Origin of the sequence: Methanoregula sp., assembly GCF_052325125.1 — an archaeon.
In the GTDB taxonomy this organism is placed as follows: domain Archaea; phylum Halobacteriota; class Methanomicrobia; order Methanomicrobiales; family Methanospirillaceae; genus Methanoregula.
In genome coordinates this window covers 29,633-52,941 of sequence record NZ_JBKQWO010000052.1, presented here as the reverse complement: position 1 = coordinate 52,941, position 23,309 = coordinate 29,633, and the positions used below count along the sequence as shown (strand labels likewise).

Annotated in this window: 21 protein-coding genes; 15 read left to right on the top strand and 6 right to left on the bottom strand. The window is 52.7% G+C overall.

Features of this window, described 5'->3' with window-relative positions; all coding sequences use genetic code 11:
• Positions 1 to 409 precede the first annotated feature (409 nt).
• The 9 genes from ACLQMU_RS12040 (at position 410) to ACLQMU_RS12000 (ending at position 8,329) form a co-directional block, all read left to right on the top strand.
• On the top strand, positions 410 to 772 hold the full coding sequence (locus tag ACLQMU_RS12040) for a heavy metal-binding domain-containing protein (protein WP_424040190.1): 363 nt from the start codon (positions 410 to 412) through the stop codon (positions 770 to 772).
• 727 nt (positions 773 to 1,499) lie between these two features.
• Positions 1,500 to 1,676, top strand: a complete 177-nt coding sequence (locus ACLQMU_RS12035; protein WP_422148194.1) for a hypothetical protein — start codon at positions 1,500 to 1,502, stop codon at positions 1,674 to 1,676.
• A 362-nt stretch (positions 1,677 to 2,038) separates the two neighbouring features.
• Positions 2,039 to 4,054, top strand: a complete 2,016-nt coding sequence (locus ACLQMU_RS12030; RefSeq protein WP_424040189.1) for a type I restriction-modification system subunit M — start codon at positions 2,039 to 2,041, stop codon at positions 4,052 to 4,054.
• Positions 4,051 to 5,034 (top strand): HTH domain-containing protein, encoded by a 984-nt coding sequence (locus tag ACLQMU_RS12025; protein ID WP_422149197.1) that lies wholly within the window; start codon positions 4,051 to 4,053, stop codon positions 5,032 to 5,034. Before ACLQMU_RS12030 ends, ACLQMU_RS12025 begins: the two co-directional genes overlap by 4 nt.
• Before the next feature lie 16 nt (positions 5,035 to 5,050).
• The gene (locus tag ACLQMU_RS12020; protein ID WP_443673723.1) at positions 5,051 to 6,421 is read left to right on the top strand and encodes a restriction endonuclease subunit S; all 1,371 of its coding nucleotides are present in this window, start codon (positions 5,051 to 5,053) and stop codon (positions 6,419 to 6,421) included.
• Complete coding sequence (locus ACLQMU_RS12015) at positions 6,418 to 6,798, top strand: DUF2513 domain-containing protein (RefSeq protein WP_422150455.1); 381 nt, start codon at positions 6,418 to 6,420, stop codon at positions 6,796 to 6,798. Before ACLQMU_RS12020 ends, ACLQMU_RS12015 begins: the two co-directional genes overlap by 4 nt.
• A gap of 273 nt (positions 6,799 to 7,071) precedes the next feature.
• Positions 7,072 to 7,371, top strand: a complete 300-nt coding sequence (locus ACLQMU_RS12010) for a hypothetical protein (RefSeq protein ID WP_422150456.1) — start codon at positions 7,072 to 7,074, stop codon at positions 7,369 to 7,371.
• Between the two features lie 62 nt (positions 7,372 to 7,433).
• On the top strand, positions 7,434 to 7,949 hold the full coding sequence (locus ACLQMU_RS12005; protein WP_422150457.1) for a hypothetical protein: 516 nt from the start codon (positions 7,434 to 7,436) through the stop codon (positions 7,947 to 7,949).
• A 5-nt stretch (positions 7,950 to 7,954) separates the two neighbouring features.
• Positions 7,955 to 8,329 carry a DUF3467 domain-containing protein gene (locus ACLQMU_RS12000; RefSeq protein ID WP_422150458.1) on the top strand — a complete coding sequence of 125 codons (375 nt, stop codon included), beginning with the start codon at positions 7,955 to 7,957 and terminating at the stop codon, positions 8,327 to 8,329.
• Between the two features lie 79 nt (positions 8,330 to 8,408).
• Here ACLQMU_RS12000 and ACLQMU_RS11995 read toward each other — a convergent pair whose 3' ends face one another.
• On the bottom strand, positions 8,409 to 8,774 hold the full coding sequence (locus ACLQMU_RS11995) for a hypothetical protein (protein ID WP_422150459.1): 366 nt from the start codon (positions 8,772 to 8,774) through the stop codon (positions 8,409 to 8,411).
• Between the two features lie 163 nt (positions 8,775 to 8,937).
• Here ACLQMU_RS11995 and ACLQMU_RS11990 point away from each other — a divergent pair, with 163 nt between their 5' ends.
• Complete coding sequence (locus ACLQMU_RS11990; RefSeq protein WP_424040097.1) at positions 8,938 to 11,943, top strand: type I restriction endonuclease subunit R; 3,006 nt, start codon at positions 8,938 to 8,940, stop codon at positions 11,941 to 11,943.
• Positions 11,944 to 12,753: 810 nt separating this feature from the next.
• Here ACLQMU_RS11990 and ACLQMU_RS11985 read toward each other — a convergent pair.
• From ACLQMU_RS11985 to ACLQMU_RS11975, 3 genes are all read right to left on the bottom strand, one after another.
• Complete coding sequence (locus ACLQMU_RS11985) at positions 12,754 to 13,782, bottom strand: amidohydrolase family protein (protein WP_424040098.1); 1,029 nt, start codon at positions 13,780 to 13,782, stop codon at positions 12,754 to 12,756.
• An 82-nt stretch (positions 13,783 to 13,864) separates the two neighbouring features.
• Entirely contained in the window at positions 13,865 to 14,785 is a 921-nt protein-coding gene (locus ACLQMU_RS11980; RefSeq protein WP_424040100.1) for a DUF362 domain-containing protein, read from the bottom strand.
• A 264-nt stretch (positions 14,786 to 15,049) separates the two neighbouring features.
• Complete coding sequence (locus ACLQMU_RS11975) at positions 15,050 to 15,187, bottom strand: hypothetical protein (RefSeq protein WP_424040061.1); 138 nt, start codon at positions 15,185 to 15,187, stop codon at positions 15,050 to 15,052.
• Positions 15,188 to 15,471: 284 nt separating this feature from the next.
• On the opposite strand from ACLQMU_RS11975, the gene ACLQMU_RS11970 reads away from it, so the two are divergent.
• Positions 15,472 to 16,497 (top strand): hypothetical protein, encoded by a 1,026-nt coding sequence (locus ACLQMU_RS11970; protein ID WP_422149131.1) that lies wholly within the window; start codon positions 15,472 to 15,474, stop codon positions 16,495 to 16,497.
• Positions 16,498 to 16,645: 148 nt separating this feature from the next.
• Complete coding sequence (locus ACLQMU_RS11965) at positions 16,646 to 17,233, top strand: hypothetical protein (protein WP_422149132.1); 588 nt, start codon at positions 16,646 to 16,648, stop codon at positions 17,231 to 17,233.
• A 173-nt stretch (positions 17,234 to 17,406) separates the two neighbouring features.
• On the opposite strand, the gene ACLQMU_RS11960 is transcribed toward ACLQMU_RS11965, so the two are convergent.
• A complete protein-coding gene (locus ACLQMU_RS11960) occupies positions 17,407 to 18,600 on the bottom strand; it encodes a type III PLP-dependent enzyme (protein ID WP_422149133.1) in 1,194 nt (397 codons plus the stop codon).
• Positions 18,601 to 18,634: 34 nt separating this feature from the next.
• On the bottom strand, positions 18,635 to 20,077 hold the full coding sequence (locus ACLQMU_RS11955) for a saccharopine dehydrogenase C-terminal domain-containing protein (protein WP_422149134.1): 1,443 nt from the start codon (positions 20,075 to 20,077) through the stop codon (positions 18,635 to 18,637).
• A 170-nt stretch (positions 20,078 to 20,247) separates the two neighbouring features.
• Here ACLQMU_RS11955 and ACLQMU_RS11950 point away from each other — a divergent pair, with 170 nt between their 5' ends.
• The 3 genes from ACLQMU_RS11950 to pap all read left to right on the top strand — a co-directional run bounded on the left by ACLQMU_RS11950 (position 20,248) and on the right by pap (position 23,246).
• The gene (locus ACLQMU_RS11950) at positions 20,248 to 20,430 is read left to right on the top strand and encodes a hypothetical protein (RefSeq protein ID WP_422149135.1); all 183 of its coding nucleotides are present in this window, start codon (positions 20,248 to 20,250) and stop codon (positions 20,428 to 20,430) included.
• A complete protein-coding gene (gene pscS / locus ACLQMU_RS11945) occupies positions 20,427 to 21,608 on the top strand; it encodes an O-phospho-L-seryl-tRNA:Cys-tRNA synthase (RefSeq protein WP_424040063.1) in 1,182 nt (393 codons plus the stop codon). Before ACLQMU_RS11950 ends, pscS begins: the two co-directional genes overlap by 4 nt.
• A 159-nt stretch (positions 21,609 to 21,767) precedes the next feature.
• Positions 21,768 to 23,246, top strand: coding sequence for a polyphosphate:AMP phosphotransferase (gene pap / locus ACLQMU_RS11940; RefSeq protein ID WP_422149137.1), 1,479 nt, complete (start codon positions 21,768 to 21,770; stop codon positions 23,244 to 23,246).
• Positions 23,247 to 23,309 lie beyond the last annotated feature (63 nt).

Genomic DNA, 23,309 nt, shown 5'->3' with positions numbered 1-23,309 from the left:
CGAGGAAATTTGAAAAAAATTGTTCTGTTGAAATCCTCGATCAATAAATTGTTTGGGAATCCTCTGTGGTAGTTATGAGGGTGACCCCCTCTCTCCCCTAGAGGGGGAGGCAGCCCAAGGGGAGCACCCCTTGACCCCCTTCCGGCACACATGTTTTCCGATTTCTTGCCCGAGCAGAGGGCCCGGCAAGAAGCCCGAGCGACCCCGTAGGGGGGGTATGCTCATATTGCCAGAGTATTCTCGTGAAACTCCTTCGAATTCAAAAGGAAATTTTGCTCCTCCGAACTAGTATTTACATAGCCAGTGCAGGATTTCAACAGAGTCGAAAAAATGTTTTCTCCGGAGCTTTTTTTTGGCACATGGATGGCCTTTTGACATGTCCCGCCCTATACCGTAACGGTGAAACCAATTGAGTGAAGATGTCATTGTTGTCAGCACGCCGTACCTGCCGGGCCATAAGATCACAAAAACTGTGGGGTTCACGTGGGGCCTGATTGTCCGGAGCCGGGGCCTGGGCCGCAACATCACCGCGGGCCTGCGCTCGCTTGCCGGCGGCGAAATCCACGAGTATACCCAGCTCCTCAACCAGTCGCGGGAAGAGGCGCTCGACCGGCTTAAGGAGCACGCGAAGGCGCTCGGAGCAAACGCGGTCATCGGCGTTGCGTTCGATTCGTCCGAGACCGGCGGGGTCATGACCGAAGTACTGGCCTATGGGACTGCGGTTGTTGTCGAACCGGAGACGACAGCGGCAAGCCCGGTCCGGCTCGGGTAACGGCCAGGGAAATTTTACCGGACAATCCGGATTGTTTCTCCTACAGCACCGGGCGATCAGGGCACCCCCAAAATGGCCCTTCTTTTCATTTCTACGTATCTTTGCCCATCCGGAAAAAGATCGGCCCTCCAAACGTTGCTAATTATGACCTTGCCTTTTACGACGGAAAAATGCCCTCCGGGCCGCGAATTATTACCTCTTTTTGGGGAATTATTACCTCCCGGCCGGATAAACAGGGCAATCCGGGCTCAATTCGGGCCCGGAAAAGGGTAAGCCGGATTCAGGGTCGCACAACCCACCCTGTCAACCGGGGACCCGGAAGGTAGGGTCCCGTGCCGGATAATACGCCCAAATCGGGCCCGGATTCCCCGCTTTCGATCCGGCCCCTTCCCGGAAAAGCCCGTAAAAGGCCCCGTTTGGGTTCGTGTGGAAAAGAGGCCTGAAATGAGCCCTGTTTGCCGAAATTCGTCCGCTTTCGATGTCAGCTATTGGCCCGTAACGGCCCAGAAATCGAGGATCTTTTTGGCATAGCACATCCCCTGATCAGCACCCTGATCGGCCGAAAAAACGCGGATATATGCGAAAGTCGTTTTTGACCATTTCTCCGACGTGAATTTGTGGGGGCGGGAGGGAAAAAGGGGGTAAAACCGGCTGGTGGATAGGGGGGCCGGCTGGCCGGTCCCATCACCCTGTCAGAATCCTTATCAGATGTGTTGCGAGAATAAACATGATGGAAAAAATCGGAAGACTGGGGATCCTTCTCGCGATTACCGGATTTATCGTGGCGATTGTCCTGTCCCGGCTGAGTTTCCTGTTTTTTATTTCCGGCATCATCCTGATCGGTGCAGGAGCGATCTGCCTGCAATTCGATCCCCCGAAGTGGACTGAATTACGTGGGAGATAATTTTCCCCGGGTGTTGATCAGGAATTCACGTGCCGTGCCGGCCGGATTGATCCACAATTTTTTCGGAGCCGTGGACGATGGAGAGATTCCCGTGTGAAGGGACGATCCGGGTGAGGCCGTGCTTTTGCTTGTGGACACGTGAACCGGTTTGCATTTTTCTATGTCCGACTACTGGCGCGAGGGTGTTGGCTTTGGTTATGGCTGATATTGGGGAAGTGTTGGACGGTTATTAAGTGATGGGAGTAGGTCCGGTGATATGGTATAGGACGTTGACCGGATCTCACGCCTTTTTCATAACCTTAATTGGTTCGCAACCAGAATCTAACATAGATTATACCAATAAAAATATCCCGGGGTTGTTGATGAACAATTTTAACGATAAGGTCAATTTTATCTGGTCAATAGCAGAACTCCTCCGCGGGCCGTGGAAACCCAACCAGTACAAGGATGTCATGCTTCCACTGGTTGTCTTACGGCGTCTGGATTGCGTACTGGAGCCGACAAAGGATCAGGTGCTCGAAAAATACAATAAAATGAAAGGCGGAAAGGTCAAAAATCTCGATCCTATCCTCAATACTGTATCCGGTCACCAGTTCCACAACATCAGCAGGTTCACTTTTAAAAAACTCAAAGAGGACCCGGATAATATTGCGGCAAACCTGGCGGCGTACATCAAAGGTTTTTCAGGCAATGCCCGGAATATTTTTGATCAATTCGGTTTTGAGAAGGAGATTGAGAAACTGGACAGGAACAACCGACTCTTTCTTGTGATCTCCAAGTTTGCTGACGATATCGATCTGCATCCTGATAAAGTATCGAATATCGATATGGGCTATATCTTCGAGGAACTCATCCGCCGGTTCAATGAGGCCAGCAATGAAGAGGCCGGTGATCATTTCACGCCCCGTGAAGTGATCCGGCTGATGGTTAACCTTATCTTCCTGCCGGATGCGGATATCCTGACCAAAAAAGGGATCATCAAGTCCCTGTTCGATCCGGCCTGCGGGACCGGCGGGATGCTTTCCGTATCCGATGAATATGTTCATGATTTGAACCGCGATGCCGGTCTGGCGGTGTTTGGCGAAGACATCAACGAGCAGGCGTACGCTATCTGCGGTTCAGATATGCTGATCAAGGGGCAGGATCCGGACAACATTGCCCTTGGCGACAGTTTTACCGCAGATGCATTCAAAGGCCGGCATTTCGATTACATGCTTGCCAACCCGCCGTTCGGTGTCGAGTGGAAAGCCGAAGAGGACGCAATAAAAAAAGAGCACGAAGAGCAGGGATTCGGCGGCCGGTTCGGGGCCGGCTACCCCCGGGTGAGCGACGGTTCGCTGCTCTTCCTGCAGCACATGATCAGCAAGATGAAGCCGGTGGGAGAAGGGGGAACCCGGCTTGCCATTGTCTTCAACGGTTCACCGCTTTTTACCGGATCTGCCGGTTCCGGCGAGAGCGAGATCCGGCGCTGGATCATCGAACACGACTGGCTGGAATCTATCGTCGCACTTCCCGACCAGCTCTTCTACAATACCGGCATCTCGACCTATCTCTGGATTGTGACCAACCGCAAGGAGAAATCACGCAGAGGAAAGATCCAGCTGGTCAACGCAACCGGGTTTTTTAAGAAAATGCGCAAGAGCCTCGGGAACAAGCGCAACGAGATCTGCGTGGAGCAGCGGAACCAGATAACAAATCTCTACGGCGCTTTCCAGGAGAACGAGTTTGTCCGCATTTTCGATAACGAGGATTTCGGCTACCACCGGATCACCGTGGAGCGGCCGCTGAGGCGCAACTATGCCGTCACCGATAAACGGCTCGCCCGGGTGACGGAGGGTACGAAATTCGGGGAACTTGCCGCGAGCAAAAAACGCAAGGATGCTTCCACGATTGCAGCGGAGGAGGCGGAGGGCAAACGCCAGCAGCAGGCAATCCTGTCCGCAATCGTCTCCCTGAAAAAATTGGGCCTCGTTAAAAACCGGGACAAGTTTACCAATGCTCTCAAGGATGCGCTGAAGAAATCCGACATTGCCATCCCGGCCCCGCTCTTCAAAGAAATCCTTGATGCGCTATCCGAACCGGATGAAACAGCCGATATCTGCACCGACAGCAAGGGAAACCCGGAACCGGACCCGGCGCTCCGGGACTACGAGAATGTCCCCCTTAAGGAAAATATCGCTACGTACATGAAACGCGAAGTCCTCCCGCACGTGCCGGACGCATGTGTCGATGAGAGCAAGACAAAGGTGGGCTACGAGATCAATTTCAACCGGTATTTCTACAAATACGTCCCGCCCCGGCCGCTGGAAGAGATTGAGGTGGACCTAGTAAAGATTGAAGATGAGATAGCGGAACTCCTCAAAGGAGCTTCACGATGACCGTTCTCGATGCGGTTTTCACGATTCTGAAAGAGGCAAAAGAGCCGCTGCATTACATTGATATTACAAAAAGAGTTCTTGACCAAAAACTCTGGAAACCGGAAGGAAAAACGCCGGAACACACCGTTAACGCACAACTTGTTGTTGATATCAATAAAAAAGGGACACAGTCAAAATTCCGACGCTATGGACCGGGGATCTACGGCCTTGCAGATGCGGGCAGAACGGTACCGGCCACTGTTGCAAAGGAAACCCTCTCGTTTACCGATGCGGCAGAGCAGGTGCTTCTGGAATATTCAGATAACAAACCGATGCACTACCGGGAGATCACAAAAAAAGCTCTCGCGCTCCATCTCATCAAAACAGAGGGGAGGACTCCCGAGAACACGATGTACACCCAAATTTTTTACGATATCAGGAGGAATTCGAAGCGGGGGGATGTCTCGCGGTTTGAGATGCTCGGGGACGGGTACTTCGGCCTTACGGAATGGCACGATCGCGGGCTTGCATACGAGATCGAGAAACACAACAATGAGACAAAAGCCCAGCTCCACGAGCGTCTCCTGGGAATGGAACCGGCAGAATTTGAAACCCTGATCGGGAACCTCCTCTCCGCCATCGGGTTTGATTCTGTTGAAGTAACCCAGTACAGCGGGGACGGCGGGATCGACGTCCGGGGCACGCTGGTTGTCGGCGAGGTCATCAGGACAAAGATGGCCGTCCAGGTAAAAAGGTGGAAACATAATGTTCACACCCCGGTTATCCAGCAGGTCCGGGGATCGCTCGGCGCTCATGAACAGGGACTCATCATCACGACCAGCGATTTCTCATCCGGAGCACGGGTCGAAGCCGAACGTCCGGATGCCACTCCGGTCGCGCTCATGAACGGCGACCAGCTGGTTGATCTCCTTATAGAGAACGACATCGGGATCAAACGCACGGAACACTCCCTCATAGAACTGGATGAGGTACCACTGTGAGAGCGGATGTGATCAGATGAGTGCCAAGGCATCTGACTCTGGGGAAAATTCTCCGATGAAATGGAAGAGATATCCGGTGTACAAGCCATCGGGAGTCGAGTGGCTGGGGGAAATACCGAAAGATTGGAATGCGGGAAAAATTCGATATTTTTGCAAAGTGCTCACTGGAGGTACACCCAATAGAGATCACCCTGAATTTTGGGAGGGGGGGACGATACCCTGGATGAGCTCGGGTGAAGTGAATAACCGATTAATTACAGATACAACAGAAAAAATTACTCCTCATGCATTAGAGAATTCGAATGCGAAATTACTTCCAATTAATTCGGTAATGATCGCTCTCAATGGACAGGGCAGAACAAAAGGAATGGCGGCAATACTGCAAATTTCCGCTAGTTGTAATCAATCTCTTGCAGCAATTATCTGTAACTCTCGAAAACTTCATTATTTTTATTTATACCATTACTTGAGATCCCGTTATAAAGAAATTCGAGGGTTGGTTGGCGATGATGAGAGAGATGGATTAAATTTGGAGATTGTTCGATCTTTACCAATTTACCTCCCTCCCCTTCCTGAACAATTCTCCATCGCCACCTTCCTCGACCGTGAGACCGCCCGCATCGATGCCCTGATAGAAAAGAAGGAGCGGCAGATCGAACTCCTGAAAGAGAAGCGTGCCGCCCTCATCAGCCATGCGATAACGAAGGGGCTCGATCATTCAGTGAAGATGAAGGATTCGGGGGTTGATTGGCTGGGGAAGATACCAGCACATTGGACGGTCGAACGAATAAAATGGGTCGCAAAATTGGATAGTGGACATACTCCAAGCAAGCAAGTTGAAGAGTACTGGATTGACTGTAATATCCCGTGGGTGTCATTAAATGACACGGGCTATCTAAAGAATCATGATTACATTGCTGAAACGTCGCAGTGTATCAGTGAATTGGGTATGGCAAATTCATCAGCCCACCTTTTACCCGAAAGAACCGTGGTCTTCACTCGCGATGCCACAATAGGATTGGCTGCAATAACTACACGACCCATGGCAGTGTCCCAACACATTATTGCGTGGATTTGCGGGTCAAAAATCTGGCCGGACTATTTGTTATTTGTTTTTTATTCAATGACCCAAGAACTTGAACGATTGACTATGGGGTCTACGATTAAAACGATAGGCATGCCTGATGTTTTCGAGTTAGTTACTCCTGTTCCCCCTCTTGAAGAACAAAAAAAGATTGCAGATTCCATATTCAGAAAGAAAATGCAGATTAACAAAATAGTTGAAAAAATCTCTGAAAGCATCGTAGAACTCCACGAATATCGTTCCGCCCTCATCTCTGCTGCGGTGACAGGAAAAATCGATGTTCGACAGGAGGCGAAAGCATGAAACGGGACATGGATCTGGTGCGAAAGATTCTGTTGGCGATGGAAGCAAATCCGCAGGGATTTTTTAACGAAATGCCTGCGATCGAAGGCTATTCCTCCGATCAGGTTGGGTATCATGTGTATCTTATGATGCAGGCGGGACTTGTCGAAGGTTCAGATGTTACAACCTTGGGCAGTGAGAGCCCGGAAGCGATACCTTCGTGCCTGACATGGCAGGGTCATGATTTTCTCGATGCCTCCCGTGATGACAACCGCTGGACCACGGCAAAAGAAATTTTCCGTCAAGCCGGTGGTGTGTCGTTTGAGGTTGCAAAAGAAGTGCTGGCCAAGCTTATGATGACAAGCGTTACAACAATCTTATCCGGTGGGAATGTATAAGGAACTCCCGAGAATCTGATAATTTCCTGCGCTGTTAACAAATAGTTATGACAATTTTTTCAGAAACCTCCGGGGGTATCAGCTGGGCGCGTCAATGACAACTCCGACAACGGGGATCTGGACGAATTCCAGTGGAATGGAAGAGCATTCGAGCTTTGAGAAAATTGTGACTCCTGTTTTTCTGTCAACTGATCATTGGTAATCCGCATACTCTGTTCACTTTCACCCCGTCCATCCCCATCATTTATGGCCTTTGATTCATGAGTATGAATAATGGCCCCCGCTTTGCATCCTGATGACGATGGCATCACGCAGGAAGTTGTCCGCTTCCTTGCCTGGCTCAAGAAGCGGGGTGCATCGCAGAGACTGATATACTGCACAAAAAAATGGGAGACAAAAGGCATCCGGCCAAAAGAGATCTGCCGTGGCCCGGCACGGGGCAGGATGCGGTGCAAAAACGATCCTTCAACCGGGGAGAAATGGGTGGTTCTTGATGATCTGGTCTGGGCAGACAATCTCATGATTGAATTCGGTGAGGAGATCCCTCATCACAGCCAGTGGACAGAACTGTAAACAAATTTGCTGTTATAGAAAATTTATTTATGGTTACTGCACCATCTGTAGATGTGAAACATATGCCTGGAGTTACTTCTGCACCGGCACCGGGGCCTGACCGGGAATTCTCCGATATCCCGTATGCGGGTCTCTTCGGAGATACGGTGATCGCACGGGTGGTTGAGGAGATCATTGCTGACCCTCACTCTGTCTACCATCCACGGGATCTCGAAGAGCTGACCGGAGCCTCGTCACCCAGTATCCGGGATGCCCTTTTGACCCTGACAAAATTCGGCCTTGTAAAGTCTTCCGGGGGAAAACACCCGGCCTATACGGTTGACCGCTCCAAAAAAACGTTTGTCGCCCTCACGCTCCTTGCCTATGCAACGCTCGATGACCGGCGGGAATCCGACTGCATGAATACGGCAATACAGCACTATTGCGATTCCGTTCTCCCTTCCTGCAGGGGAATGCAGGCGTTTGCCTCAACCACGCCGTACCGGATTTCCGGCGCAAGTGGCAGCATTTCCCCGGTGGTCACGGTAGGGAAAGAAAATGAGTATCGTTATCCGGCAGGTACTGCAACACAGGACTGATGTACATGGACGCAAAAAAACAAACTTCATCAAAAGAACCGGACACCGGACAGCAGATCGCTATCGATATCAGTAAAATGTACCAGTTCAGGCCGGACGAGATGATCCCGGATATTCGGGCCTCTTCATATTCCAATGTCTCGTATATCACCTGCACGAACCGGGATGTTTTCATTGATTTTTTAGAAATGCCCGGGATAAAAAAAGACGGCAAGATGATGATCCCGGGAACCCGGGTCTACATGTCGCACTCCGCTGCCCAGCAGCTTGCCGCAAAGCTCGCCGAGGTGCTCGAAGGTTCTTATCAGCGTGGCGAGATGGAATTTTTTCAGCCCGAACCGGGAAAACAACCTTCCTCCGGAAAGGCTGGACAAATATAAAGTACTTTTTTCTTGTATCTCCATTAACCCGCAAAATCATCTCCTGACTAGGACACTTTCAGACTACAAATCGATATCGCTAAAAATCAAGGTAGTTCTGCAAATCTTTTTTGATCTTCCGGGATTTTCCGGATAAAACTGCATCTTCAAACGCCCGGTATCCTGTGATCAGGGATTCGAGGCTTTCCGCAAGAGATGCAAGTGCTTCCGGGTATGTCGAGCCATAGCCGGATAATGACAAATCGCTGTTCTCAAGACACCAGTGCCCGTCATTATCCGGATAGGAAACCCGGACAACAAGAGGCCGTCGGAATACGAATTCTCCGAGACGGTCAAGCGTGACAGAATGATCCAAAGGCATCTCTTTTACCTTGTCGGTCTCGCGGATCGTTTCTTTCTGGATCATAACCCCGTTGACCGGAACGGGCGACTTGAAAAACGCCATCAGACTCTTACCCTGCCCGATATACCTAAACGTCCCCTTCGGATATCATAAGGTTTCTTGTCCCATCTCCGGCACGGTATTTTTTTTCCTCTCAATTCAATGCCTATATATCCGTCACGGTAAATCTAACAGATAACAGGAATGGGACGAGCATGATCCATCCATGAACAGCCACACCGAAGCCGCATTTGAGACCGCCATTGAATATTACCTGACCGGTAAAGATACGTACCGCAAAACCGATCCCGCACAATTCGATCGCGAACGCTGTCTTGATCCTGCTGTCGTCCTCGAATTCATCAAAAAAACTCAAGCGAAGGAATGGGAATACCTCAAAAATATCCAGAAAGACCGGGCGGAAACAACCCTTTTGGAGGATCTGGCTAAGGCCCTCAACTCAGAGCACGAAGGCTGCCTCTCCGTTCTCCGCCACGGTTTCAAATCGTTCGGGAAGCTCTTCCGTGTCGCATATTTCAGGCCGGCAAGCGGCCTCAACCCGGAGACGCTCCGGCTCTATAATGAGAATATCCTCACCATCACCCGCCAGCTCCGCTATTCTCCAAAGCATGAGAATTCCATCGACGTCGTCCTCGGGCTCAACGGGCTTCCGCTGGCAACGCTCGAACTCAAGAACCCGATGACCGGCCAGACCTGGCAGGATGCACAGGCCCAGTACCGGAATGACCGCGATCCAAACGACCTGATTTTCCAGTTCAAAAAAAGGACACTTGTCCATTTTGCAGTGGATACCGATGAAGCCTGCATGACCACGCAGCTTGCCGGCAGGAGTACCGTATTTCTCCCGTTCAATCGCGGGGATAACGACGGGGCAGGAAACCCGGCAAATCCCGGGGGTTACAAAACGGCATATCTCTGGGAAGAAGTGCTTCAGCGCGACAGTTTCCTGGACATTATCGCCCGGTTTGTCCACATCCAGACAGAAGAGAAAAAACTCGGGAACCGGATCATCAAACGCGAATCCGTAATCTTCCCCCGGTACCACCAGCTCAATGCCGTCCGGAAAAGCATCCGCGATGCAGAGGAGAACGGTGTAGGGCAGAACTATCTCATCCAGCACTCGGCAGGGAGCGGCAAGAGTAACACGATTGCCTGGATCGCCCACCGGCTCGTAAGTTTCCATAACGACAAGGACCAGAAGATATTCGATTCCGTGATCGTGGTCACGGATCGCCTGGTACTCGACCAGCAGCTCCAGAATACGATCTACCAGTTCGAGCACAAGCAGGGAGTCGTACAGAAAATCAACAAGGACTCGACCCAGCTCGCTAATGCCCTTGCAGCGGGAACGCCGCTGATCATCACGACCCTCCAGAAATTCCCGTTCGTGACTGCAAAGATAAGCGAGCTCCCAAAACACAGTTACGCAGTAATCATCGATGAAGCACACAGCTCGCAGGGAGGGGAGAGTGCAATCGAGCTCAAGGGAGTACTGGCAAAAGCCGTGGTAAAAGAGGAGATGGAAAAATATCTCGCAGAAAACCCGACAGCCGGATCTGAAGAAGAGATTATCCTCACGATGCTCAAGAGGGGGCGTCAGAAAAATATCAGTTTTTTCGCGTTTACGGCTACACCCAAATACAAGACGTTAGAGGTATTCGGAAGAACCGGTGACGATGGGAAGCCCCACCCATTCCATCTTTATACGATGCGGCAGGCAATCGAAGAGGGATTCATTCTCGATGTCCTGAAAAATTACACGACCTACAAGACCTATTACCGGCTGGTCAAATCCATTGAAGAAGATCCTGAGGTCGATAAGAAGAAGGCCGCCCGGGCGCTCGCACGGTTCATGAGCCTCCATCCGTACAACATCGCCCAGAAAACACAGGTTATGGTGGAGCATTTCCGGCAGGTAACACTCCATAAAATCGGTGGGAGGGCAAAAGCGATGGTTGTCACGGACAGCCGTCTTCATGCGGTCCGGTACAAACAGGCATTTGACGATTATATCGCTGAAAAAGGGTATACGGATATCAAAACACTTGTTGCATTTTCCGGTACCGTGTTTGATCCGGATCTCCATAATGTCGAATACACGGAAGTTGGGATGAACAAAGGTATCAGGGAAAAAGAACTGCCCGAACGTTTTGCATCCGATGAATATCAGATCCTCCTTGTGGCGGAAAAATACCAGACCGGATTCGACCAGCCACTTCTCCATACCATGTATGTCGATAAGAGGCTCGCGGATGTACAGGCAGTGCAGACCCTCTCCCGGCTCAACCGGATCCATCCCGGTAAGGAAGATACCTTTGTCCTTGATTTTGTCAATGAGGCCGAGGAGATCCGGGAGGCATTCCAGCCGTTTTACGAACAGACACTGGTCGGGGAGCGGGCAGATGTCCGCCAGCTCTATGACCTGATTGCAAAACTGGATGCCTACCAGATCTATTACACAACCGAGATAGAGGAATTTGCACGGGTCTTCTATTCCCCAAAGAAAAGCCAGAGCCCGGGTGATCATGCACGCCTCAATGCATGTATCGATCCTTCGGTTCTCCGGTATAACCAAAAAGACGAGAAGACACGGGAAGAATTCCGCACAGTGCTCGTCGCGTACCGTAATCTTTACGCCTTTCTTGCCCAGATCATCCCGTTCCAGGACGCCGATCTGGAAAAACACTACTCGTTCATCCGGTTCCTCCTGACAAAACTTCCCCGAAGGGATCTGGGACCGGCGCTCAACCTTGACAATGAAGTCGCACTCAAATATTACCGGCTCCAGAAGATCAGCGAAGGTTCTATCACTCTTGAGAAGGGCAAAGGTGGCGAGGTCACTGCCCCTCTTGCAGTGGGTACCGGGACAGTCAGCGATAAAAAAATAGAACTTTCTCAGCTCATCGAGATTCTCAACGATCATTTTGGTACGGACTTTAAACCGGCCGATCAGCTCTTCTTCGATTCGATCCGGGAAGATGCAGTATCCGACACGCATCTGAGGGAGGCGGCTCTTGCAAATACGCTGGAAAATTTCGGATATGCATTCCGGAAACAACTGGAAGGTCTGTTCATCAGCAGGATGGACCAGAATGAAGAGATAACGGCAAAATTCATGAATGAAAAAGAGTTTCAGGATCTTGTCGGCCGGTATCTCATGAAAAAAGTATACGAGGAGATCCGTGCTGAAAGTGCAGGGGGATCGGTATAGGTACGCGACCATCTGGATTCATTGAGTTGGCAGAAATGTGTCAACCAAAAACCTCCGCCCGGTCCGGGCCTCCAGACAAAAAAAAATTCCGGGATTTTTTAATATTACCCGTCCTTCTTCCATTCCTCAAACTCGCCCTGACATTCTCCGGCCTTGCCTCGCCCGGGATCCCGCCGTCCGCACACCCGGGTAGATCATCATGCCGCCTTCCTTGCAGTCATTAAGCATCGCCTTCATGGAGAGTCGCCCGCCTTCTCTGCGGAGAGTATGACAAAAAGCGGGAGATGATGCGCGATGCACCGATCACAGCAGATACAGCCACCCTGTCCGCCCCCGTCTCCCCTCCTTATGGACGCTGCATTGCCTCATGGAACCCCCCTACGAAACCTTATCTAATCCGGGCCCGAATTGAGCCCGGATTGCCCTTTCCGGGATCTAATCGGAGCCCGTATCGGGCTCCTTTTAAAAACAAGCCCAAATAAGCCGTATTTTGGCAATCGGACGAATTTAATGAATCTCATAAAGGCCATTTCCTGCCCTGATCTTACCTCAAATGGGTTTTCGATCGATCCCGGAAAAAGGTGCCAAAAAAAGGCCATTAGAGGCCGATTATGGGCATTATATAGGGCTCAATTTTGGCGTATTTTGGCAAACAGGACGATTAAAATACGTATTTTCCACGCGAACCGAAAGGGGGCGTTTTACGGGCGTATTTTCGGGGCATTCCCGGGGGGAAACCAGAGGGGATTCTGGCATCCGTCCTTATCGCCCGGCCCCTCTGGAGATCTTAAACCGGTTCACCTGCCGCGGTCAGACTTTCAATAACCGCTCCGCGTTTCCGTGCGCAATCTTATGCTTGTCCGCATCGCTCACGGGCAAATGATCCAGGAATGTCCGGGCTTCCGCCATTGAACCGTAGGGATAATCGGCGGAGAACATAATCCGGTCGGCCCCGACCTGGAGGTAGAGATCCAGGAATGTCGGGGTAAAGTTGAAACCGCTGAAGGAATAGTACACATTTTCCTGGAGATACTCCGCAACGGGTTTGTCCAGCTTCGTTACCTCTTTTGGTAATCCCCGGTCAAGCCGGGGCATCATGAACGGGAGAGATTCTCCCAGGTGACCGATAACGATCTGGAGATCCGGGTATTGGTCGAACGCCCCGCCAAGGATTAGGCGGAGGACATGGACCGCGGTCTCGATATGCCAGCCCCACCCGTGCCGGGACAAACCAAAGGTTACTTCCGGTGAAAACCCTGCGTAATAGGCTTCGGTTACCGGCGCCGGCGGCGGTGTCGGATGGATACAGAGCGGGATCCCGAGTACTTCGGCGCGTTCCAGGATTGGCCAAAATGATTTGTCATCGAGATAACGACCATGAGTGTGCCCGTTGATCCATCCACCCTTGAAGCCATGCTCTTTAACCATGCGCTCCAGTTCGTCAGCGGCAGCATCCGGCGCGGCTGTTGGCAGCGTGGCAAACCCGGCAAAACGATCCGGGTAACTTTGCACTGCCGCTGCAAGATAGTCATTTGCTTCACGCGCCAGGTCTTTTGCCGCAGCAGCGTCGAGCTGTTGCACCGAGGGATCGGTCAGCGACAATACCTGCATGTCGATACCTGCGGCATCCATCCCTGCGATCCGCTTCTCCCCGAGGTCCAGTAATTCATCGACAAGATTCCTGCGGCCTGCGTTCCCCGGCAGAACGGGCTGTTCGCGGAGCCTCCGCCCCGGGCCGTCAAGAAATGCCGGGCTTGCATAGTGCTCTTCGAGCGTGATCGTCCTCAAAGGGCCGGGATCACGGTGGTGGACCGGTGAGGCAGCTGCTTTCTTTGCCATAAACCCGGTTCTTGGCACGGGACTAAAAATAGGTTCTCATCGATCCATCCTCTTGTGCTGCCGGGATCGACAAAACCCCCGGTTACTCCCCGGTATCGAGCTGTGCCTGGATCTTTTCTGCAACAGGTTCTGATAATGCATCGAGAGGAACAAGACGGATCTGATCCGCGGAGGAAATACCTATTCCAAGTTCGGAGGCACGGGCGATCTGCTCCAGGGAGAAAATTGTCCCCTCGCTCACGTCGTGGGAAGTGCCAAAGGAGCGGAGCAGCGCAACCCCGGTTGCATCGATCGCGACCCGGTCCCGCCCTCCGATAATTACCCCGGGGCGGATACGTTTCCCTTTGTCCGGCCCGCCTGTTGCAAATCCCTCGGTCGCGTCCATGAGCACGAAATCGGTGGAATAAAATTTGTTGATCTCGGCAATCATCGTCCGCTGGTGGGGCGAGGTGTGCAGTTCGCCCATGAAATCGTAATCAAGGCCGGGGACCCGTTTTGCGACAAGGCCGACAGAATTTTTTAACGACATCGTGAAATGTCCCCCGTACCGGTGTGCCTTGAGGCAGCAGGTTTGTATGACGCGGTCTGCCCGGGCAAAGACGTTGGCAATAAAAAAACCCCGTTGCCAGTGAAGCCCGGGCGCCTGGATCTCCTGCCAGCCGTTCCGTTCGATCTCATCCAGTACGACGACCGAAAACCCGAGCTCTTGTGCAAGAGAGAATACGCCACGGTTTTCAAGCACAGACCTTGTCTCTCCCATTCCGCTGCGTTCAGCAAGCGTGAGATGTGCCGGCCCCTCGTTTATGATGGAATCAGCAATCCCCCGCAGCATATCGATATGTGTCGATGCAGGAAACGGGTCGTCACTGTTGAAATTTGCCTTGAGAGCCACTGCAGATCCTGACAATACTGAGAGATCAAACTCCGCAAGGATCGCGTGAAGCCCGCCAATACGGTCAGTTGCATCCGCGATGAAAATGTCCGTCTTCCCTTGCCCGGTCATAATTTCACCGGTGAATCCTTATTGCGCGGGAGGAGATGAATGCTCGCTCTTTGCAGATCCAGAATAAGGTAACAAAGACGTTATCGGGAAAATCGGGGGAATCGCCATTTTCACGATGCAATGATGTGCATGAATTATCCCACGTCCCGGAACGTTTTTCCGGATCTCTTAAGATCGGTATTCGGGTTAACCAGAAGAACACCAGGTCATCGGCACCAGCCCATGATATTATAAAAAAAGAATCTGCGGACCAACCCTGACCCATCAGTACTTCCCGTACTTCTTCACAGCCTCGATCAGCGCCTTGACATTCTCCAGCCGGGCCTTGTCCGGGACCCCGCCGTCCGCACCCGGGTAGATCATCATGCCGCCTTGCTTGCAGTCATCAAGCATCGACTTCATGGAGGCGTCCACCTTCTGCGGGATACCACCTATGAGGAGCTAGTTCGGCGGTCCTGCGAGAAGGATCACGTGGTCCCCGGGCATGAACCTGCCGATGAGAGCATCTTAAAAGGGATCATCGGATGATATGCACGACATTTACCGGGAAAAAGCGTTGAAATACGTGGATGTGACGATCAAGTAAATCCCACAGGGGTTATCACTGATACGTTACCTTTGGTATCACCAATTAGAGATACGTATCAGTGATAGATTTAATTAGTTATCACTCTAAAGTGATAACTATGGAATTCTCTGAAAATCCAGAGACTGCAGAGGAATATGTCAGGAAACAGTTAGGCATCCCGCCGGATTCGAGAGATCTGGAACCGGAGAGACTGGGCAATCTCTATGATGCCCTGAATGTCGCCCTTCCCCTGCAGCCGGATCATATAATCCAGGATCGGGGGAAAATCTATTTCATCGAAATAAAAAAGGGTTCCGTGACCCTCGATACTCTTGCACGGATGAATCTCAACCGGGATCTCTGGCAGAAAAAACCTGATCGTCCGGAGGTCCGGCTTGTTCTTGCTGCAAAGACCATCAATAAACGGGAAGAAGAGCTGGCCAGGGATCTCAATATCCAGATTATAAAACTCCCCTGGGCGATCAGTTCGCCCAAAGGTCAGGAATACAAATCCACCAATGTTCGTATCAGTTCCGATAAATCCTGGAGAATCATTACCCGCCTGCTTAAGGAAAAAAATACCTCCATCCGTCAATTAGCAATAAAAGAGAATGTATCGTACGGGTGGACACACAAGGTTATTGAAATCCTCAGCGAACAAAACATCGTCCGGAAAGAGGGTGGCTATGTAACCATCGCTGATGTGAAAAATCTCCTGAATGGTGTTGCATGGGAACGGCCCTTGAAAAATTTACAGGAGGAAGAACTTTTTGTGAATTTTACCGGAGCCCACGTGGCCGCCCAGGAAATTACCCGGGCACTCAAGGAACAAAAAATCCCCTTTGCTTTCACGAGTTATACCTCCGGAGGACTTTACACGTCGTATGCATTCCGGCAGGATGTTATCTGTCTCTATCTTGAAAAGGGTGCAATCGATCAGTTTAAGGAAAATTTTGGTACGACTCAGGAGAACAATGTCCGTGCCATAATTTATACTCCGGACCGGGATGTATTCACTCATACACAGGAAAAAGAATCCATTGTCATCGCATCCCCCTCCCAGACATTGCTCGATCTTGCGGGACTTGGGTACAGTGCCATGGACCTGACCATGGCGATGGTGGAGAGATATGCCGGTTTATGATCCTGGTCCCGAAATCATTGAGACCTCTGCTGCGGAACTCCGGAAAATTGTATCTTGGGTAAACGCGTCCGGTCCGGGTCCTGACTCACAAAATATTGTACTGATCGGGGGTTGGGCTGTAGATGCATACAATCCGTATTTTGGATCGGTGGATATTGATCTCGTTACCGATGACGGGAGCCGTGAATCGTTAATCGGGTACCTGACGACTCGCGAAGGATACAACCCACGAGTTCATTACCCGGTTAATACCGTCGAGAAAGTCACACCCCATGGCGAGATTATTCTCGATTTCATTCCCCGGGAAACACCATATCCGTATGAAGGGCATCGTGAGATACCGTATACGCTGGAAATTCTCACTGGCAACACCGTGTTCCGGAATGTGCGGGGAGGAGCGGGAATTCAGGTCCCGAACAGATCGGTTCTGCTGCTGTTGAAAATGAAAGCCGCATGGGACAGAACGTACAGGATTCTCCATCAGACATCCGCAGATGTCCAGTGGGAAGGAATGAAAAAAATTAAGGATTGTGCCGATATCCTTGCGCTGATCGATCCCAATCGCGGGGGACGCGAAATCGATTTGGAAATCCTCGGGCGGGAGATCTCACGTGCCGGATTTCTCAGGGAAGTTATAGTACAAATATCTGATTTGGATGCAGTCAGGGACCGATACCGGCGGATGGACCGACAGGAAATTCGTCGGGCATGTGATGACTTTATCTCCCTGTTGTAGTTTTTTTGCAAAGGACATGATCCCATAGTGCATAATCACCATAAATTCAAAAAAAGTCCACCGGAAGAACCCCCGGCCTCTCTAATATTTCCCATCCATCTCCCCGCCTCAAGCAGTGCTTTCTCGTCCTCCGGTCGGGCCTCGCCCGAGTGCCAGGATGACCAAAAAAAAGATCACTTGTTGATATGCACGACTTTTGCCGGGGGAAAACCGTTGAAGTACGTGGACGAGGCAATCGAGTAGGCCCCGATATTTTCCGAATAGACAAGATCGCCGATCTCGAGCTCGGGGAGCTCGGCCGAGAGCGTGATCGTATCGAACGCATCGCAGGTCGGCCCGAAGACCGCTGAGATACAGCGCGGCCCCTCCTTGAACGCGCGCACCGGGTAGGTGCAGTGGTCGAAGACCTGCCCCGAGTAGGTGTGGTACACGCCATCGTTGATGTAATAGCAGGGCTTGCCGTCCCGGTATGCTTTCCCGACCACCTTTGCGATAAGCGTGCAGGCATTCGCGACAAGGAACCGGCCGGGTTCGGCAAGGATCTCCATGTCCGGCGGGAAAAGCCGGGCGATCTCGGCCTTGAGTTTTACCGCGAGTTCTTCGATGGAACGGACCTCGGGGTTGTACTTCACGGGAAAGCCGCCACCGATATCGAGGATCCGGATCTTCTTGTCCAGCCGGTGCTCCGCCTCCGCGATGATATCGGCCGATATCTGGAGCGCCACCACGTAGTTCTCGAAGTTGGTACACTGACTCCCTACGTGGAAACTGAGGCCCTCGACCACAAGCCCGAGGTCGAAGGCTGCCGCGATCAGGTCGACTGCCTCGCCCGGGTCCGCCCCGAACTTCGAGGAGAGCTCGACCATGGAGCCGGTGTTCGGCACCCTGAGCCGGAGCACGAGACCTGCCTGCGGGGCGTGCGCCCGGATCTTCTTAAGCTCCTCGATATTGTCGAAAGTGACAAGCGGCTTGTACTGGTTGAGCTCTTCGAGCGTCTCGATGGGCTTGATCGTGTTCGCGTAGATGATCCGGTCCCAGATCCAGTCCTGCCGCTCCTTATCCGGCATGTCTTTGATAAAGTTATAGACGATCATGAACTCGGGCATCGAGGCGACATCGAAGCTTGCACCGAGGTCCATGAGGGTTTTTACAATTTCGGGGTTCGAGTTCGCCTTGACTGCAAAATAGGCCTGTATCCTGGGGAAATTTTTCTTGAACTCGTGGTAGTTTTCACGGATTTTCTTATGATCCACCACAAAAAGGGGCGTCCCTTCTTTTTTTGCCAGTTCCTGGAATATCTGGCGACTTCCGCGGTCCATGTGGGAAACCGTGTCGTCCTGCCTGCATGCATCTGCTGTCGTGTTCACGTCCGTTCCTCAGTATTGTTGGTACATGAGTGATTCATCGCACAAATAAGAAGTTTTTGAATTGCCAGACATCGTCCCGGTCGTAATCGTTTGCCGGGTTCTCCCGGAAATAGACCGTCCGGTCTTTCAGCGGTGTCCAGTCGGATGGACCGGACCAGAATTCCCCAAGGTAGGGTTTTGCAATATTTAATACAAATTCATGGGGCAGGTCATCGGGCAAACAGAACCCCTTTTTCGGGTTCTCGATCATCCACATGACCGCGGAGACGACCCCGAGCGCGACCTGGATCGTGGTCGCGTTCTGGCCGGGTGCAAGTTTCCGCGCTTCATCGATGGGAAGGATGCTTCCCGTCCACCAGGAATTGTAGGGGTGCCCCATCAGGAGCGCGCCGAGGATATCGGAACCGGTTGAGATCTCCCGGTCGTTCATTATTCTGAGCCTGGGCTGGAGTTCGTAGTTCCGCCCCCGCAGCTCGTGGAGCGATGCGATTGTTGCATCGCAGGGCATGTACGCGTAGTTCACGGTCGGCCGGTAGATCGCTTTCCCGTCCCGCCAGACCGTCCACCGGTCGGAGATGCCGAACGCCTCCCCGTGCCTGATCACCATGCCGACGATCTCCTGGTGAGGCACCCATGAACGGACCCATGTATTGATCCCCATATAGGGAAGCATGATCGCGTTCTTGGGGCCTGCGGGGGGGACGTGTGCGAGCCGGGGCAGCTCCTTTTCGTGGGTGCCCCACCCGATTTCTGCCGGTGCGGTACCCTCTTCGAGCAGCCCCTCGATGCACCAGGTCCCGACAAACTCGTCCACCTTCTTTGGCGACCGGGAGATCTGGGTGTCGCGTTCGGAGCAGTGGATGACCCTGACCCCGACCTCCATCGCAAGCTCGTTGAATTTCTGCTCTGCCATGAGGCGTTTGAACCGGGCCGGGTCAGGTGCAATTGCGTCTTTTATCATCTTGTCAGCGATATCGACAAGGCCCTGTTTTGTCATGTGTGAGATGAGGCCCGGGTTTGCCCCGTGGTCGACCACACAGGTAGTGGAATCCTTCCAGTCCCGGGTGAGCTCCCGGAGTTTCATCTGCCGGTAGTACAGGGATTTCTCGTAAGGACTTGCGGTATAGCGCTCGCCGAGCGGGTCCCACGCTTCCACCGATGTGTTCACGTACAGCACGTTATTGTCGTGGCACCACTGGATGATCTCGCCGCAGTCGATATTCCAGGCAAGGTCGACCAGCAACCCGCCCTCGGAGAGCGTCTCGGAGAGGATCGTGCCAAGGTTTTCAGGCGCAATTTTCCTTTTCAAAAAACGGAGACCGCGGGTTGTATAGGCCTTGAGATCCTGGGATTTATCCTTAAAATCGACAATGGTGATATTTTCAAGCGGTATATTGACATGCCGAAGCAGGATGGGGAGCGTGCACTTGGACACGGCACCATAACCGATGATGAGTACTTTATTTTTAAAATCCATCCTATCTCTCCCGGGTGATTATCTTCTCTTCTATCCAGTGTGTATTTTACGCGCTTTTACGTTATAAAATATGAAGTGATTTCCGGCAATCTTCATCCTTTGTGCCGGCCGGCACCGGCAAAAGCGGTTACTTAATTCTTGGGCAGGACAATATACCGGCAGGTGATCTCATGTCAAAACGGGCAGTTGACCTGATCTTTTCCACAACCTATACACTCACCGATCTCCGCATGCTCCTGCGCGAGACAGCACCGATGCATGAACTGGACGAGAGGCAGCGGGCAGAGGCGGCCCGCCTGCTTGAAAACCTCGAACGGCAGGTCGGGTCCCTGAAACAGGAGATGCTGAAATGAAGTGCGGCAACGGCATCGAGGCCAGGCAGGTAAACGAGCTCTTCATCAACATCGACCCGATCCAGGCCGGGGGGCGCCTGACAGGCGATGCGATCAAGGCGATCATCGCGTACGGCGACGGGTACTCGGTCTGCGACAACTGCAGGAAGCCCAACCGGCTCGACTGCATCTCAAAGCCGCCGATCGCAGAGTTCCACAGGGATGTCGCCGCGTGGCTTGGCATGGACGCGGCCCGGATGATGCCCGGCGCCCGGCGGGGTTTCCAGGCGGTTGCCCATACGTACGTAGAGAAAGGCGATCCGGTCCTGCTCACATCGCTCTCGCATTACACCGAGTTCCTCGCGGTCGAGGAGGCCGGGGGGGTCGCCTGCGAGATCCCGGTGGACGAACAGCACATTGTGACACCCGATGCCACAGCGGCGAAGATCGACGAAGTAAAACAGAAGTTCGGGAAAGCCCCGGTGCTCGCGTTCATCGACCATGTGGACTACCAGTATGGGAACCTGCACGATGTCGCCGCTATCGCGAAGGTGGCACACGGGTACGATGTCCCGGTCCTCTGCAACGGTGCGTACACGGTCGGCACGATGCCCGTCGACGGGAAAGCGCTCGGCGTTGACTTCGTGGTCGGCTCGGGCCACAAGAGTATGGCGGCACCCGCACCTTCCGGGGTTCTTGCGACAACAGCCGAGCGGGCAACCGAAGTCTTCCGCACGACATCAATCGAAGGTGACGTGACAAAGAGGAGGTTTGGTCTCAAGGAACCGGAGCTGATGGGCTGCACGCTCATGGGTGCAACGCTCGTCGGCATGATGGCATCGTTTCCCCACGTAAAGGAGCGGGTAAAACATTTCGACCGCGAACTTGAAAACAACCGGATCGTGATGGAGGCACTGCTCTCCATCGAAGGCACAAAGGTTCTCTCCGAGTACCCGAGGAAGCACACCCTGACGAGAGTCGACACGACCGGTTCCTTTGACCGGGTCGCAGGGACGCACAAGAAGAAGGGATTTTTCTTCTCATCCGCACTCAGTGAGAAAGGGATCTTCGGTATTATCCCGGGCGCAACCCGGGTCTGGAAGTTCAATACCTACGGGATGACGGCAAAGCAGGCCCGGTACCTTGCCGACGCCTTCGTAGCCGTGGCGCGGGAGAACGAACTTCCGGTCTTACCGTAAATTTTTTTGTTCTGTCTGGTGATGAGAGGGATTCCTGCCGGCCGTTTCCTCAAAGGTCATTAATCTCTTCTTTACGGCACTGGTTTTATCTGAAGTGCTGACCAAAGGAGAACATAACGACGACAGATTGTACCGGCGTTTTCCGGTAAGGGAAGTCTTATGCTTAAAAAATGCGACCTGTCCAGAACGATCGATGACCGGACATTGGCAGAGAAGGTCATGCCCCTGCAGCAGCGCATCGGCGAGCTCCAGCGGCAGCTGCGGGACGAAAAGATCCCCGTCATTATTGTAATCGAGGGCTGGAACGCCTCCGGAATTACCATGACGATCCAGGAGCTCGTCCGGCACCTCGACCCCAGGGGATTCACCCTTTCTTCCATCGGTTCACCTGCCGGCCAGGAGAGGACCCACCCCCTCATGTGGCGGTTCTGGAACCGTATTCCCGCGGCCGGCAGGATTGCTATCTTCGCCCGAAGCTGGTACAGCCGGGCGCTTGCCGAGGAAACCTGCAGCCCGGGCTGGGAACGGCGCGTGGACAGGGTCATCTGCACCATCAATCGTTTCGAGCGCAATCTCTCCGATGACGGGACGATTATTATCAAGATCTTCCTTCACATCAGCAAAAAGGAGCAGAAAAAGAGGCTCCTCGAACGGGAGACCAACCCGCTGACCGCGTGGATGATCACGCAGGGTGACTGGGACTTCCACCGCGATTATGATGCCTACCTTCCGGTCATCGAAACATTCCTCAAAAGGACCGGTACCCCGCATGCTCCCTGGACGGTGGTCGGGGCTACGGATCCAAACCACACGCTCCTCACCTGTTACTCAGCTATCGTAACGTCGCTTGAAAGGACTCTCCCGAAGGTCGTGCAGAAAAAAACGCAGGAAATCAAAACCCGGTCCCGCTTCAGCCCGGAAATTGTTCCGGTCGCCCGCCGCTCATCGGCACCCGACCAGCGTGAAAGAAAAGAATACGAGGAACGGGTCTTTGCTGCCCAGAAAAAGGTCCGGGACTGCCAGTACCGCCTCTACAAGCGTACTATTCCGCTTGCCATAGTCTTCGAGGGCAGGGATGCTGCCGGGAAAGGCGGCACCATCATGCGCCTCACCTATGACCTGAACCCCCGGGGTTACCGCGTGATGCCGGTCGCAGCCCCGAACGATCATGAAAAGGGGCATCACTATCTCTGGCGCTTTATCATGAATTATCCGAACGCGGGCCACATCACGATCTATGACCGGAGCTGGTACGGCCGGGTGCTCGTGGAGCGGGTCGAGGGGCTCTGCACGAAACCGGAATGGAAACGGGCCTATACCGAGATCAACGAGATGGAGGAAGAGTTCCGGAACTGGGGTGGCGGTCTCCTGAAGTTCTGGCTCGAGGTGAGCCCCGGGGAGCAGCTCAGGCGTTTCCGGCAGCGGGAAGCCGACCCGAACAAGCAGTGGAAGATCACCGAAGAGGACTGGCAAAACCGGGAGAAATGGGACCTTTACGGAGAGGCAATTGACGAGATGTTTGCAAAGACAAGCACGAAGTACGCCCCGTGGACGGTGATCGAATCAGACGATAAGTGGTATGCCCGGACAAAAACGCTCGAAACGGTTGCGGATTACTGCGAACAATTGCTGCAGTAACAGCGGGGCATCTTTTATCGGCACTTTTTTTAAACATACATAAATAACAAAAAAACTCTGTAC